This is a genomic window from Aurantimonas sp. E1-2-R+4 (genome assembly GCF_036549515.1).
GTDB classification, from domain to species: Bacteria; Pseudomonadota; Alphaproteobacteria; order Rhizobiales; family Rhizobiaceae; genus Aurantimonas; species Aurantimonas coralicida_A.
Genome location: NZ_JAZHLK010000015.1, coordinates 74,119 through 87,197 on the forward strand (window position 1 = coordinate 74,119; position 13,079 = coordinate 87,197).

The window sequence follows — 13,079 nt, forward strand, 5'->3', positions numbered from 1 at the left end:
TCGCCCCCTCACATGCCGTAGCTGAAGTTGGCGATGTAGCGGCGGCCGCGCACCGGCGTATTTGCACCGTTCGTCGTCAGCGGCACGGCCACCTCGTTCGGACTGTCGCGCATGTCCTCGACGGCCGCGTCGACGTGCAGCGTGTATCCCGCATCGAACAGCGCATCGGCCAGGTCCAGCGTAATCGACAGCTCGCGTCCGGCGCCCACACTGGCGCCGGTGATGCCGTTGATCTGGGCGGCATCACCTCCAGTGGCGCGATACCAGTCCGAGAGGTGTTCGTAGTACTTCGACTTGCCGCCAGCCATCCAGAGACTGCCGACATAGGCGCCCTGCGCATCGGTGACATAGTAGGCAAGATAGGCGCCATCACCGCCATAGGTGTTGAGCGTCGTGGTCAGCACGACGGGACGCGCGGCGGCGAGGCTGGGAAGCGTCAGTGCGGTCGTCAGCGCGAGCGTTGCTAGAACGACTTTCATCGGGTTCTGCCTTATCGTTGAGGGGTGAGGACGGGGGCGACGGGCCGGGATCAGTTCACTTGGACGTGCGGCGCGACGCCGTTGCCGAAGAGAGGGTTCTGCGGCGGCGCGACCGACTTGGCCGGCGCGGGGTTGGGCCCGTTGTTGTAGTCGTCATCGTCATCGTCATCGTCATCATCGTCGTCATCGCGGCGGCTGGACCGCCGGCGGTCGTCATCGTCGTCGTCGCTGACGAGGAGGAACTGAAGCGACTCCGCTCCGTCGTGGACGAATGCGGTGAAGCTGCTTTCCTCGCCGTCCGGCGGGGTTCGCAGCGCGCTCCACGCGGACACGCCGATGGCGAGCGTCAGCGCCGTGGTGGTGGCAAGCAGGGCGAGGGGTTTACGCATGGTGAGGTCCTCCTTGGATCCGATAGGATCAATTTGGAGACGGCACCTGAGGGCTTCCTGACAGCGACGCGGTTTCCGCTTCAGCTTGGTGTCAGGCAGGAAAATGGTCGCATCCGTTCGACGTTCTGAGTTCTTGCCGGGATGGGGCTATCGTCGCAGTCCGGATCATCATTGTCCGCGGTTCGCCGGAATCACGGAAGGCCGGCTGCAACTGCCGACCTTCACGGGAACCCTGCTGCACGAACGCTGCCATTTCGATGGCGCGCGCCGAGCGCTTGCGTCTTGCCCATATCCACTTCGGGCCGGATCATGGCCGTTGAGCGGACTCCGGGCCGATCCGGCTACCGGCGGTCGGCCTCAACGGTAGAGCCGATGAGAACGGCGGTCGGGTAGAGAAACTCCGCATCGCTCATCTCATGCCAGATGATCCTCTCGGCAAGACGCGATACATCCGGCCGGCCTCCCTCCTCTCCCGCGGCGTACAGCTCTGCCAGCGCGCCGATGGCCTCGACCTGACCGTCGATCAGCAGGGGCAGTTCCGCCTGCAGGCTCGCCAATGTCGGCTGAGACCCTGCCACGGCCTTTCCTTCCGCGACCTCCTTGATGAGCCCGAGGAACGGCGCGACCGCCCTCTCCTCCGCCTCGATGTGCGGGCCCAGACGATCGGCCGCGGTGCGGGCCGCGCCGCCGATCTGACCCGGCGTACCGGCAACTTTCTCGATCTGCGTGAGGAAGTCCGCATGGGCCACGCTCAGCACGTAGGGGGCTTCAAGCGGAGCTGCCGAAGCCGTCGCAGCAAATACGGATGCGACAGCAGAAACGATGAATGACGCGTGCATGGTCTTCTCCTTTGATTGAAGCGTGTCTGATCCGCGATTCGTTTTCAGTGTGGATCTTGCTTGAATCGATACGATCAATCTGGTGCTGCCACCTGAGAGCTTCCTGACAGCGACGAAGTTTCTGCTTCAGCTTGGTGTCAGGAAAAAAGCCCCGCCACGCAGGCAGGGCTCAGTCCGGGTCGAGGGGCACGCGGCACTTAAAATCAGGATCAGGCGATATCGCGGGGGCCGGGCGCGCGCTTGTTGCCCGTGATCATGGCACGGGCGAGATTCTCGTGATGGCGGAACGAGGCGAGCACCACGCCTCCCACGTGCAGCGCAACGAGGAGGAGCATCAGGTTGGCGAGTGTCTCATGCACTTCCTTCAGCGGGCCTCCCGTTTCCGCTTCACCATACCCGGCTTCGCCGCCGTCCTCGTCGGCATGGGCGGCAGTAACGATCTGCGGCAGATCAACAAGCATCGCGACACGGCTCGGCTCTTCCATCAGCCAGCCGGTGAAGGCGGTGCCGGACAGTGTGACGAGCAGCGCCACGATCATCGCCGCGGCCGCCGGGTTGTGGCCAAGATAGCGGCGTTCTCGTCCCCTCGCCATGTCACCCAGATAGGCGAGCGTGGTGGCCGGACCGCGCAGGAACTGCGCGAAGCGCACGTAGCGGCTGCCGACAAGGCCCCAGACCAACCGAAACGCGACGAGGCCTGCCACAACGTAGCCCGCAATTTCATGAACCCGCTGAAGCTCGTCCGCCGTCAACCAGGTGACCGCAAAGGCCACGACCAGCGCCCAGTGGAACAGACGCACCACCGGGTCCCAGACGCGGATCATCACTCGACAACAACGCCGGGCTTGCTGCCCGGGGTGAACAGACCACTATCGGGCGGTGCCACCGTTCCGGCAGGAGCGGTGTTCATGTCCGGCCGGTTGCCCTCGTCGTCATACTCCGTTTCGACGATGGCCAGCGTGCCGGGATCGACCGTGACCTCGATCTCACGGCCTTGGGCGTCGCTGCCATCGATCTCATAGCAGCCGTCATCGGTCTTGATCCGGCGCACGGACCAACCCTGCGCCTCGGCCATCTTCTGGACCGCCTGGCGCGGTTGCCAACTGGCCATAGGGACATTGCAATCGTCGTCATCGGCATAGGCAGCACCGGTCGCGACAACGCCCGACAGAAGTGCGACGGCCATCAGGGATTTCTTCATCGTTCCGTCTCCCGTAGCTGGTGGTGATACCCCCTTGTCGCGCGCTATTCTGACGGCGACCTGAAGGACACCGCCTCTTCACGTCAGGTGCCTGTAATTTTCGCAGGGGATAAGGGACCGACAGGGCAAATGGGACCGGAACGACATGCGTGTGTTGCTGATCGAGGATGACACGGTGCTGGGCGCCGCAGTGCGCGACCAGATCGCCGCCGACGGCCATTCGGTGGACTGGGCCACCCGGCTAGACGCGGCGAGCGGATATCTGGGGGTGGCGGTCTACGACCTGATCTTGCTGGACTTGATGCTACCCGATGGGCGTGGCCAGCCGTTTTTGCGCGCCTTGAGGGTGCGAGGCGATGTGACCCCCGTGATCATCCTGACCGCGCTTGACCAGATCAGCGACCGGATCGAGGGGCTGAACGCCGGCGCCGACGACTACATGGTCAAACCTTTCGACCTGTCCGAGCTCTCGGCGCGACTGAACGCTGTTGCCCGGCGCTATTCCGGCAACCCCAACCCGCTGATCACGCTTGGGGATCTGGAAATCGACCTCGCGGCAAGAACTATCCGTCGGGGCGGAAAGGTCGTACCTCTGACCGCCCGCGAATGGATGTTGTTCGAGGCCTTGGTGCAGCGGCCCGGGCAGATCCTGTCCAAGGCGCAGCTCGAAGAACGGCTCTACTCATTCGAGACCGAGATCGAGAGCAACACGATCGAAGTCCATGTCAGCCGGTTGCGCAAGAAGCTGGGGCACGACTGGATCGAGACGGTGCGCGGCTTCGGCTATCGGCTGGGCGCCGCATGAGATGGCCCGGCTCACTACAGGCACGGCTGGCGCTTGGGCTGGGACTGGGCTTGGCCCTCCTCTGGCTGGCAACCGCATGGGCGACGGCAGCCATCCTGCGCGGCGAGATGAACGAGGTGTTCGATTCCGCGCTCGAGGAAACCGCACAACGCATCCTGCCGCTGGCAGTGATGGACATCATCGACCGCGAAGAGCAGGGCGTCAGCCAGAGCATCGCCACCCTGCGAAGCCACGATGAATTTTTCACCTACATCGTTCGAGACGACCAAGATCGCGTGCTGTTGCGCTCGCACGGAACCGAGGACGTAGTATTCCCGGCATTCGATGGCATGGGCTTCCGCCAGACGGCGACGCATCGGCTCTACTACGACGCGGCGCTGCAAGGGACGATCACCATCGCCGTCGCCGAGCCATTGAGCCACCGTGCCGACGTGGCGCGCGAGGCTTTGGCTGGCCTCGCTCTACCCCTGATCCTCGTCATTCCGATCAGCCTTCTCGGGGTGCTGGTGATCGTCCGGCGCAGCTTGCGGCCCGTTCGCCGGTTCAGCCGCGCGCTGGCCAGCCGCGGCGCCCGCGATCTGTCCGAGGTTGGCGACAGCAATCTTCCAAATGAGATCCTGCCGGTGGCTGAGGCCGTCAACCAGCTTCTGGACCGGCTGCGGCGTACGCTGGAGGCCGAGCGTAACTTCACCGCCAATGCCGCGCATGAATTGCGCACTCCCGTGGCGGCGGCGCTGGCACAGACTCAAAGGTTGATGACGGAAACACCCGATCCTGCCGTGACCCAAAGGGCGGGCGAGATCGAGACCGCCCTCAAACGGTTGACGCGGCTGTCCGAGAAGCTGATGCAACTGGCCCGAGCCGAGGGCGGGCGATTGCGGCGCGACACCGCGACGGACCTGCGGCCCGTGCTGCGCATGGTCGTCTCGGATCTTGAGGGGATCGCCGGGAAAGAGCGCATTGACCTCGAATTGTCGGACGCACCGGTCCTGTCCGATATCGACCCCGACGCCTTTGCGATCCTCGCCCGCAACCTGATCGAGAACGCGCTACGCCACGGTACCGGCGAAGCCCCCGTTCAGGTGATCCTGACGCCGCGCCGTTCCCTGCGCGTAATCAACGAGGGCTCCTCCGTCCCGCCCGAAACGCTGGCGCGACTCACAGCGCGTTTCGAGCGTGGGCAGGCCATATCGGAGGGCAGCGGGCTGGGCCTGTCGATCGCCAAGGCCATCGCGGACGGGGCGCAGGCGACGCTCACGCTGCAATCGCCCTCCCCGGGCCGGGCGGACGGTTTCGAGGCATCGTTCCAGGCACCGATAGGTCGGCAACCGGACTGAGGGAGGCCATTCAAACAGCCGCAGCGCGCCCAATGTTCCGAAAAGCCACGGCGGCTATGGCAGCCCACACAACCGTGCGCAGGATCATCGCGCCGACGGTGCGCATCTCGTAGGCGCCGCCTTGCATCACATGCACCCCGAAAGCCAGCAGGACCAGAACGGTGCCCGCCAAAATGGCAATCGAGAGCCAGACGGCCCAATGCTGCCGCAGGATCAGGCCGATCCCCGCCGCGACATAGGCGAACCCCGCCAGAAAGTTGAACCACAGCACGAACGGCACAGCGTCGCCCACCGCAGCGCGGGCCGCGGTCCCGCCGAAGAGCGCGCGTCCGCCCGAAAAGATGGTGAGCGCCCCGAACACAACCGCCACGGCAGCCGCGATCAGCAGACCGAATTTTCGACTTGTCGTCATTCCTCACGTCCTGCGATGCTGTCGACAATAGCCCCCATGACCCGATTGCCCGTTTGTGAAACACGTGGATATCCGTCCCAAGCGACGTACCCTGGTCCGCAGATCAAATACGTTGAGGCCTGGGCGCGAAAAGCGAGGATGACGCGTTCATTCGGCGAGTTTCGGAAAGCGGTCTGTGGCGTATTCGGCGTGGCATGCGCTACATGCCTCGACCATCTTGCCGAACTCTTCCTGCTGTCGCGCCCTGTTTCCGGACCGCGCGGCATCGGCAAGCACCGCCGAAATCGCATGAAAAGCACGGTCCTGTTCAACGAACCCCTTTGGAACAGCCGCCATGAGATTCTTCCTATCTTCGGGCGTCATCGACTGTTGCAGGATGAAGCTGTCATGGATGCGCTGGGCTAGTTCCGCCACGCGGGCGTTATCCCCAGCCACCAGTGCGGACAGGATCTGCTTGCTGGCATCCTCTATGGAAACCATCTCCTTGCGCAGTAGGTCTCGAAGCGTGTCAGTCAGCTTCGGGGAAACCGGCTCCGCGCTCTGTGCCAGTACCGAGCCATCGATAGCAACACTTGCGACGATCCCAAGCCATAGAGCGCCCCGAATGCTCCACGAGCGCTTTCTGTCGGCGATCTTGTCCATCATCCTCTTGTCTCCTCTTCTTTATCGTCAATTGGCCTATTTCTGAAGCACGTAGCATCCGGGCGTATCGGCAATGATTGGATTGCCGGACTTCGGGTTGCCCATGTTGGGCGCGGCAGTCGGCTCACAACTAGCCAGACTGGTTTGGCCGAGGCGGCACGCGCTCCAGCCCCGAGCCTATTCGCGAACAGTCAGTGTGATCCCTTCGGAATTGACGTACTTCCCGCCACCCAGGGGCTCGAAGGTGACACAGGTTTTGCCACGGCGTGGACCGCTGATCATCACCATGCAGATGCCATCTGCGCTGTAGCTCCAACTCCCGGAACCAGACATGAGCAGAGATTTCATGCTCACAGTGCCATCCGACGCATAGATCATGTCGACTCTCATTCCCATGCGACTGGCGGTCAGCTTTCTGCCCACGATCTGTTGGGAAATCTGCTGCGGGGTCAAAATCTCCGCGGCGACGGACGACGTCGAGCCGACGCCGAGCCAAATTGCTGAAAAAAGAAGAAGCCAGGGAAGTCGTGTCATTCGTCTCTCCGCTTGTCCGTTCCTATAAATTGCCATTGCACTCATACGGACCCGAGCTGCCGATCTGAGGTGTTCGTCTTCAATCTGTCGGGACCGGCATTCTCGACGAGACGCAAGAGGCCGCGCCGCCCACTTGCGTGGATGGGACCTCCTTCGAAAGGCACTCTCATTCCGCTTGGTCTCGTCTGGTCCACAACACCCAAGCGAAAGACGCGATGGTCAGCCACACCGTACTTCTCAAGGTCATGGCGACGATCGTGCGCACCTCATAACTTCCACCTGTCATAATATGCACACCGAATGCAGCAAATACCAGCAACGTTGCAACAGCCAGAAGTATCGATAAATTCACTGCCCATCTTCGCCAACTATAAAGGCCGATGCCGGCGATGATGTAGGCCAATCCGGCGATGACATTGAACCACAGCACGAACGGCACGTAGGCCCCAGCCGCGGCTCGTTCCGGCCCGTCGCTAACAAGAACGGCACCGCCGGAATAAAGCGTCAGCACGCCGAAGACGACCGCGATAATCGCCAGGACGATGATCCAACGGGGTCTTGATGCGGGAGGTCTGGCCATCGTCTCAATGCCTTCTCGATTCAAAAATCGGCATGGAAGTTTCGGACATCGACCTGAAAGGATGCGCACGACCGCGACGGTGGCCGGTGAATGCCCATCCTCGGTAGAGATCGCATGACTTTCACCCTTAACAGGCCTGTCTTATTATGTTAGCTATCAATCACAAACTGTCAAGTTTGAGCTGTGTTTGAATGTTGGAACGTGACCCTCGGACCAACAATCCGTTCGCATGTTATCATTGCGGCACTTCGCAGATCGCGATCTGCGAGGTCCTGCTACAGCGGGCTGCCAGCGTGGCCCCCACGCTCCGGGTCGGGCTGCGCGATCGGCCTGGGTCGCTGAGGCAGACCGCTACCACCTGCTGCCGNCCAGCGTGGCCCCCACGCTCCGGGTCGGGCTGCGCGATCGGCCTGGGTCGCTGAGGCAGACCGCTACCACCTGCTGCCGCGGTCACCGGATCACGATGGTGGACGAGATCTACCCGGTTCAACAGCTTGCAGGTCCAAGATGCTGCGCGGCGAATATGCGCTCGATCAAGGCATGACGGTAAATCCCGCACTAAGACCTGTGGGACAATCATTGAAGGTCGCCTGGCTCCCCGGAGCCGCGGCGCCACGATAAGGACGGGCTTTTCATGCGATGGAAGCTGGGTTTGTTGCTCTTGGGCGCGGTGCTCCTCGGCGGAGGCGGGTATTTCGCGTGGCTCCAGTTCAAGCCGGCTGAACTGCCGGCCGGTTTCGCACAATCCAACGGGCGCCTGGAAGCCGAACGGGTGGATATCGCGACGAAATTTTCCGGCCGCGTGAAGGAGGTGCTGGTCGACGAAGGCGCTACCGTAACGGCGGGGCAAGTCCTTGCCAGAATGGACACCGCCGAACTTGAGGCGCAGCTCCAGGAGAGCAAAGCGGCTGGAAACGAAAGCGAGCAACAGCTGGATCAGGCAATCGCACTGCTTGCCCAGAGGAAGAGTGAACTGGCTCTGGCGGAGCAGGAATATGAACGATCCCGCTCGCTCGGGGAGAAGGGCTACACGCCGCTTGAAAAGGTCGAGCAACGGCAGGCGGCGAAGTTGACAGCGGAGGCCGCGGTCAGATCCGCCGAGGCGGGGATCGAACGAGCCAAGGCCGCCGTCGCCGCCGCGGCTGCTCGGACCAAGCGCATCGCTGAGAACATGAAGGACTCCGTGCTGACCGCGCCAAGGAGCGGGCGCATCCAGTACCGGGTCGCGCAACCCGGAGAGGTTCTGCCTGCCGGCGGCCGTATCCTGACACTTCTTGATCTGACGGACGTCTACATGACCATCTTCTTGCCGACTGAAGAGGCCGGGCCGCTGGAGATCGGTGCGGAAGCTCGCATCGTTCCCGACGCGGCACCGCAATATGTCGTGCCGGCGACCGTGTCCTTCGTTGCCGCGGATGCCCAGTTCACGCCGAAATACGTCGAGACCCAGAGTGAGCGTGAGAAGCTCATGTTTCGGGTCAAGGTACGCCTGCCGCCGGAAATACTCGCACGCTACGCGCAGAGGGTGAAAGCGGGCATCACGGGCATGGCTTACGTCAGAATTTCGCCCAACGCGGAATGGCCCGAACGGCTCCAGATCAATTTACCCGAGCTGGAAAGTCCTGATGATGCCTGAGGTCGCGCCGCCCGTTGCGCAACTCGTATCGGTCAGCCACCGCTACGAGGCCGTGACAGCGCTTGACGATGTCTCGATTGACGTTTCCGCGGGCCGCATGATCGGGCTGATCGGTCCCGACGGCGTCGGCAAGTCCACGCTACTCGGCCTCATCGCGGGCGTGCGAAAAATCCAGACGGGACAGGTCACGGTTCTGGGCGGTGACATGGCCGGGCGCCGCTACCGTGACGAAGCCTGCATGCGGATCGCCTACATGCCGCAGGGCCTGGGGCGTAACCTGTATCCAACACTATCGGTCCGGGAGAACGTCGATTTTTTCGGCCGGCTTTTCGGCCAGTCCGCGTCCGAGCGCGCCTGGCGGATCGATGACCTGCTGCACAGTACGGGTCTGCGTCCTTTTTCGGACCGGCCAGCCGGCAAGCTGTCAGGTGGCATGAAGCAGAAATTGTCGCTGTGTTGTTCGCTCATTCATGACCCCGAACTGCTGATCCTGGACGAGCCGACCACCGGCGTCGACCCCCTGTCCCGGCGACAATTCTGGCAGTTGATCGACCGCATCCGAACGCGCCGTTCCCACATGAGCGTGATCACGGCCACGGCATACATGGAAGAGGCGGATGGGTTCGATCACCTGATCGCCATGGATGACGGGAAAATCCTTGCGACAGGCACATCGGCCGAACTGAAGATCCGCACCGGCCGCGAGACACTCGAAGAAGCGTTCATTGCCTTGCTGCCGGAGGCCAAACGCGCGGGCCATACAGTGGTGGAATTGCCACCAAGAGTCTCCCATGACGGCGTGCCTGCGATCGAAGCCAGCGGCCTCACCATGCGGTTTGGAGATTTCACCGCCGTCGACCACGTGACCGTCACGATCGAACGCGGTGAAATCTTCGGTTTTCTCGGCTCGAACGGCTGCGGCAAGACGACGACCATGAAAATGCTGACCGGCCTGCTACCGCCCACCGAGGGCACGGCCAGGCTGTTCGGAAACCCGGTCGACGCGAACGACATGGAGACCCGCCGGCGCGTCGGCTACATGTCGCAGTCGTTCTCACTCTACGGCGAACTCAGCGTTCGCCAAAACCTGGATCTGCACGCAAGCCTCTTCGATCTTCCCAAAGCCGAGTCCCCTGCCCGCGTGCGGGAAATGATCGAGCGCTTCGATCTCGTCGATGTGGCCGATGAGTTGCCCCAGAGCCTGCCGCTCGGTGTGCGCCAGCGATTGCAGCTCGCCGTGGCGGTGATCCACAGGCCGGAAATGCTGATTCTCGACGAGCCGACATCGGGGGTCGATCCGGTGGCCCGCGACGAATTCTGGCGCATGCTAATCGCTTTGTCTCGTGAGGACGGCGTGACGATCTTCATCTCCACCCATTTCGTCAACGAGGCGGAGCGGTGCGATCGTATCTCCCTCATGCATGCCGGCAAGATCCTGGCGATGGATGCTCCGGACGCGCTGCGACAGGCGCGCGGTTCCGAGACGCTGGAGGATGCGTTCATCGGCTATCTCGAGGATGCGGCCGGCATCGATGAAACGGACGCGCAGAGCGACGTTCCACGGGGTGATGCTTCACCGGCCGCGACCGCGACACACGCCGCGACCCATTCCATCTTCGATGCGCGGCGCATGTGGGCGTTCGCGCGGCGTGAGGCGATGGAATTGATCCGCGATCCTATTCGCATCGCTTTCGCATTGCTCGGACCGCTCGTGCTCGCGATCGCCATGGCCTACGGGATTTCGTTCGACGTGGAGAAACTCACCTACGCGGTCCTGGATCAGGACCGGTCTCAGGAAAGTCGCGCATTCCTCGAGAATTTTTCCAACTCCCGCTACTTCGACAAACGTCCCGAGATCAGCACCCGCGCCGAGCTCGACCAACGCTTGCGGAGCGGGGAGTTGCGGTTTGCGCTCATTGTCCCCCCGAGCTTCGGGCGCGATCTGCTGGCCGGCCACTCACCGGATATCGGCGCCTGGTTCGACGGCGCGGTGACGTTTCAGGCAGAAACGTCGCGCGGCTACGTGCAAGGGGTGCTGGCCAGTTATCTGGCGGAATTTTCCAGACGGGAACCGGTCGGCCAATCCGTCGCCCCGCTTGCCGATATCGAAACGCGCTTTCGGTACAATCAGGCGTTCTTGAGCGTCTACGCGATCTCACCAGGCGTCCTCATGCTGTTGATCTACATGTTCGCGACAATGCTGACGGCGCTCGGCGTCGTCAGGGAGAAGGAACTGGGATCAATCACCAATTTATATGCCGCGCCGGCCAGCAAGCTGGAATTTCTGATCGGCAAACAGCTGCCTTATATCGGAATCGCGATGGCGAGTTTTGCCAGTCTCGTCATCCTGATGTCGGGGTTCTTTCAGGTTCCGATCACCGGAAACTTCCTTGCGCTCTTCGTCGGCGCGATCCTGTTCGCCACGGCCGCCACTTCGCTGGGTCTGGTGATTTCATCCTTCGTCTCGACGCAGCTTGCGGCGATTTTCGGATCGGCCATCATCGTGATGATTCCGAGCCTGAATTTTTCCGGAATGCTCTATCCTGTTTCGACGCTGCAAGGCGCCGGACGTATCATCGGGCATGCATTCCCGGCGCTATACTTCCAAAAGATCACCAGCGGCACGTTCAACAAGGGTCTTGGCTTCACCGATCTGTACCAGAGCTATCTCTGGCTTGCTGCCTTCTGTGTTATATTCTGGACGCTCGCCACGTTCTTTCTGAAAAAGCAGGAAGCCTGATGCGCAAGCGATTGAAGAATATCTTTCGCCTGGGTGTAAAGGAGCTGAACAGCCTTCGGCGCGATCCCGTCCTGCTGTTTTTGATTTTCTTCACCTTTACATTTGCGATCTACACCGTTGCAACCGGTGTGCAGACTGAATTGCGCAATGCGTCCATCGCCGTGGTGGACGAGGATCATTCCGACCTGTCGCGCCAGATCCGCGCGGCGTTTCTCAAGCCCTATTTTCAGTCCCCCGCCACCCTCGCGATCGATCAGATCGACCCGGCCATGGACGCGGGTCGCTACGCGTTCGTGGTCGATATTCCCATCAACTTCCAGACCGACGTCCTTGCCGGTCACCGACCGCAGGTCCAGGTCAACGTCGATGCGACCGCCATGACGCTGGCCGGAAATGGGGCCGCCTATATTCAGACGATCATCACCAATCAGCTCTCCGAGTTCCTGAGCCGTTCGGACCGGACGCCAACCCCACCGGTCACCTTGACGATGCGCACGGCGTTCAACCCGAATCTCGATTCGAGCTGGTTCATGTCGGTGATGCAGATCGTATCGAACATCACGATGCTGTCCCTGATCCTGTCGGGCGCCGCGGTCATCCGGGAACGCGAACGTGGCACGATCGAGCATTTGCTGGTCATGCCAGTGACACCGGGTGAAATCATGATGGCCAAGATCTGGGCCAACGGGCTGGCGATCGTGCTGGCGGTCATCCTGTCGCTATACGTCGTCGTCCAGGGAGTGCTCTCGGTCAGGATCAGCGGTTCGATCGCGCTGTTCGTGCTCGGTACGTCGGTGTTTCTCTATGCGATGACCGCCCTGGGGATCGTGCTGTCGACCTTCGCCAATTCAATGCCGCAATTCGCCCTTTTGGCAATTCCGTTCTTTGTCGTGATGAATATGCTCTCCGGCGGCACCTCGCCGCTCGATGGCATGCCGCAGCTGTTGCAGATCATCATGCAGGCCGCCCCATCGACCCATTTTACGAGCTTTGCGCAGGCGGTTCTGTTTCGCGGCGCTGGCATCGACATCGTCTGGCGTCAGCTCGCGGCGATGGCGGTTATCGGAACGGTCCTATTCCTTATGGCGCTATCACGCTTTCGCGCAACCATGTCAGCCGCCCGGTAGAGCGACAACAAGAAAGGTGGGCGAGACTTGGCACGCCCCCTCACCCAGGCAGGTTGGACGACAGCGTCGGATACTCGGCATGGAGCCGCATACATAAAAACGGTTGGTGTCCCTCGACAATCCACGTCATCACGCATCCCGGTCCGACGCTATGGATATCTCGATGGACAGCGCGTTATCCTGGCGAACGTTTCCCATTCAGTCGCTTGCGGATCCGCCATTGGCAAGGATCGAGGTATGGGTTAGTTATACCAACGGGAGCGAAGGCCGACTCTTCGGGGATTCCCAAGCTGACAGAATTCTGAATCACTGTGACAAACGGAGGTTTGTCATGGCAGCACCGGTTCCCCTTCACACG

General features: G+C 61.9%; 14 protein-coding genes. 5 read left to right on the forward strand and 9 right to left on the reverse strand.

All coding sequences use genetic code 11. From position 1 onward, the window contains the following. Positions 1-8: 8 nt before the first annotated feature. The 5 genes from VQ045_RS09270 to VQ045_RS09290 form a co-directional block, all read right to left on the reverse strand. Positions 9-479, reverse strand: a complete 471-nt coding sequence (locus tag VQ045_RS09270) for a DUF2271 domain-containing protein (protein WP_327646739.1) — start codon at positions 477-479, stop codon at positions 9-11. A 50-nt stretch (positions 480-529) separates the two neighbouring features. Further along, a complete protein-coding gene (locus tag VQ045_RS09275) occupies positions 530-868 on the reverse strand; it encodes a hypothetical protein (RefSeq protein ID WP_327646740.1) in 339 nt (112 codons plus the stop codon). A 341-nt stretch (positions 869-1,209) separates the two neighbouring features. After that, positions 1,210-1,707, reverse strand: coding sequence for a hypothetical protein (locus VQ045_RS09280; RefSeq protein WP_331829914.1), 498 nt, complete (start codon positions 1,705-1,707; stop codon positions 1,210-1,212). Positions 1,708-1,916: 209 nt separating this feature from the next. Then, entirely contained in the window at positions 1,917-2,531 is a 615-nt protein-coding gene (locus VQ045_RS09285; RefSeq protein ID WP_331829915.1) for a cytochrome b/b6 domain-containing protein, read from the reverse strand. Further along, a complete protein-coding gene (locus VQ045_RS09290; RefSeq protein ID WP_331829916.1) occupies positions 2,531-2,908 on the reverse strand; it encodes a PepSY domain-containing protein in 378 nt (125 codons plus the stop codon). The genes VQ045_RS09285 and VQ045_RS09290 overlap by 1 nt, the downstream gene beginning before the upstream one ends. A 145-nt stretch (positions 2,909-3,053) precedes the next feature. On the opposite strand from VQ045_RS09290, the gene VQ045_RS09295 reads away from it, so the two are divergent. Beyond that, positions 3,054-3,713, forward strand: coding sequence for a response regulator transcription factor (locus VQ045_RS09295; RefSeq protein ID WP_327646746.1), 660 nt, complete (start codon positions 3,054-3,056; stop codon positions 3,711-3,713). After that, positions 3,710-5,050 carry an ATP-binding protein gene (locus VQ045_RS09300; protein WP_331829917.1) on the forward strand — a complete coding sequence of 447 codons (1,341 nt, stop codon included), beginning with the start codon at positions 3,710-3,712 and terminating at the stop codon, positions 5,048-5,050. The genes VQ045_RS09295 and VQ045_RS09300 overlap by 4 nt, the downstream gene beginning before the upstream one ends. A gap of 10 nt (positions 5,051-5,060) precedes the next feature. Here VQ045_RS09300 and VQ045_RS09305 read toward each other — a convergent pair whose 3' ends face one another. From VQ045_RS09305 to VQ045_RS09320, 4 genes are all read right to left on the reverse strand, one after another. Further along, on the reverse strand, positions 5,061-5,462 hold the full coding sequence (locus VQ045_RS09305) for a hypothetical protein (RefSeq protein ID WP_331829918.1): 402 nt from the start codon (positions 5,460-5,462) through the stop codon (positions 5,061-5,063). 147 nt (positions 5,463-5,609) lie between these two features. Further along, positions 5,610-6,107, reverse strand: coding sequence for a cytochrome c (locus VQ045_RS09310; protein ID WP_331829919.1), 498 nt, complete (start codon positions 6,105-6,107; stop codon positions 5,610-5,612). A 174-nt stretch (positions 6,108-6,281) separates the two neighbouring features. Then, the gene (locus tag VQ045_RS09315) at positions 6,282-6,638 is read right to left on the reverse strand and encodes a hypothetical protein (RefSeq protein WP_327646751.1); all 357 of its coding nucleotides are present in this window, start codon (positions 6,636-6,638) and stop codon (positions 6,282-6,284) included. A 166-nt stretch (positions 6,639-6,804) separates the two neighbouring features. Continuing rightward, on the reverse strand, positions 6,805-7,218 hold the full coding sequence (locus tag VQ045_RS09320) for a hypothetical protein (protein ID WP_327646752.1): 414 nt from the start codon (positions 7,216-7,218) through the stop codon (positions 6,805-6,807). Between the two features lie 634 nt (positions 7,219-7,852). On the opposite strand from VQ045_RS09320, the gene VQ045_RS09325 reads away from it, so the two are divergent. From VQ045_RS09325 to VQ045_RS09335, 3 genes are read left to right on the forward strand one after another with little or no spacing between them, the layout of a single operon-like run. Then, positions 7,853-8,854 carry an HlyD family secretion protein gene (locus VQ045_RS09325; RefSeq protein ID WP_331829920.1) on the forward strand — a complete coding sequence of 334 codons (1,002 nt, stop codon included), beginning with the start codon at positions 7,853-7,855 and terminating at the stop codon, positions 8,852-8,854. Next, positions 8,847-11,594, forward strand: a complete 2,748-nt coding sequence (gene rbbA, locus VQ045_RS09330; protein WP_331829923.1) for a ribosome-associated ATPase/putative transporter RbbA — start codon at positions 8,847-8,849, stop codon at positions 11,592-11,594. Before VQ045_RS09325 ends, rbbA begins: the two co-directional genes overlap by 8 nt. Continuing rightward, positions 11,594-12,721: an ABC transporter permease gene (locus tag VQ045_RS09335; RefSeq protein ID WP_327646754.1), complete on the forward strand. Its 1,128-nt coding sequence runs from the start codon at positions 11,594-11,596 to the stop codon at positions 12,719-12,721. Before rbbA ends, VQ045_RS09335 begins: the two co-directional genes overlap by 1 nt. Positions 12,722-13,079 lie beyond the last annotated feature (358 nt).

What these genes read in the sequence shown, in the direction of transcription:
- VQ045_RS09270 (WP_327646739.1), bottom strand. Translation starts at nt 479, where the DNA reads ATGAAAGTCGTTCTAGCAACGCTCGCGCTGACGACCGCACTGACGCTT.
- VQ045_RS09275 (WP_327646740.1), bottom strand. Translation starts at nt 868, where the DNA reads ATGCGTAAACCCCTCGCCCTGCTTGCCACCACCACGGCGCTGACGCTC.
- VQ045_RS09280 (WP_331829914.1), bottom strand. Translation starts at nt 1,707, where the DNA reads ATGCACGCGTCATTCATCGTTTCTGCTGTCGCATCCGTATTTGCTGCG.
- VQ045_RS09285 (WP_331829915.1), bottom strand. Translation starts at nt 2,531, where the DNA reads ATGATCCGCGTCTGGGACCCGGTGGTGCGTCTGTTCCACTGGGCGCTG.
- VQ045_RS09290 (WP_331829916.1), bottom strand. Translation starts at nt 2,908, where the DNA reads ATGAAGAAATCCCTGATGGCCGTCGCACTTCTGTCGGGCGTTGTCGCG.
- VQ045_RS09295 (WP_327646746.1), top strand. Translation starts at nt 3,054, where the DNA reads ATGCGTGTGTTGCTGATCGAGGATGACACGGTGCTGGGCGCCGCAGTG.
- VQ045_RS09300 (WP_331829917.1), top strand. Translation starts at nt 3,710, where the DNA reads ATGAGATGGCCCGGCTCACTACAGGCACGGCTGGCGCTTGGGCTGGGA.
- VQ045_RS09305 (WP_331829918.1), bottom strand. Translation starts at nt 5,462, where the DNA reads ATGACGACAAGTCGAAAATTCGGTCTGCTGATCGCGGCTGCCGTGGCG.
- VQ045_RS09310 (WP_331829919.1), bottom strand. Translation starts at nt 6,107, where the DNA reads ATGATGGACAAGATCGCCGACAGAAAGCGCTCGTGGAGCATTCGGGGC.
- VQ045_RS09315 (WP_327646751.1), bottom strand. Translation starts at nt 6,638, where the DNA reads ATGACACGACTTCCCTGGCTTCTTCTTTTTTCAGCAATTTGGCTCGGC.
- VQ045_RS09320 (WP_327646752.1), bottom strand. Translation starts at nt 7,218, where the DNA reads ATGGCCAGACCTCCCGCATCAAGACCCCGTTGGATCATCGTCCTGGCG.
- VQ045_RS09325 (WP_331829920.1), top strand. Translation starts at nt 7,853, where the DNA reads ATGCGATGGAAGCTGGGTTTGTTGCTCTTGGGCGCGGTGCTCCTCGGC.
- rbbA (WP_331829923.1), top strand. Translation starts at nt 8,847, where the DNA reads ATGCCTGAGGTCGCGCCGCCCGTTGCGCAACTCGTATCGGTCAGCCAC.
- VQ045_RS09335 (WP_327646754.1), top strand. Translation starts at nt 11,594, where the DNA reads ATGCGCAAGCGATTGAAGAATATCTTTCGCCTGGGTGTAAAGGAGCTG.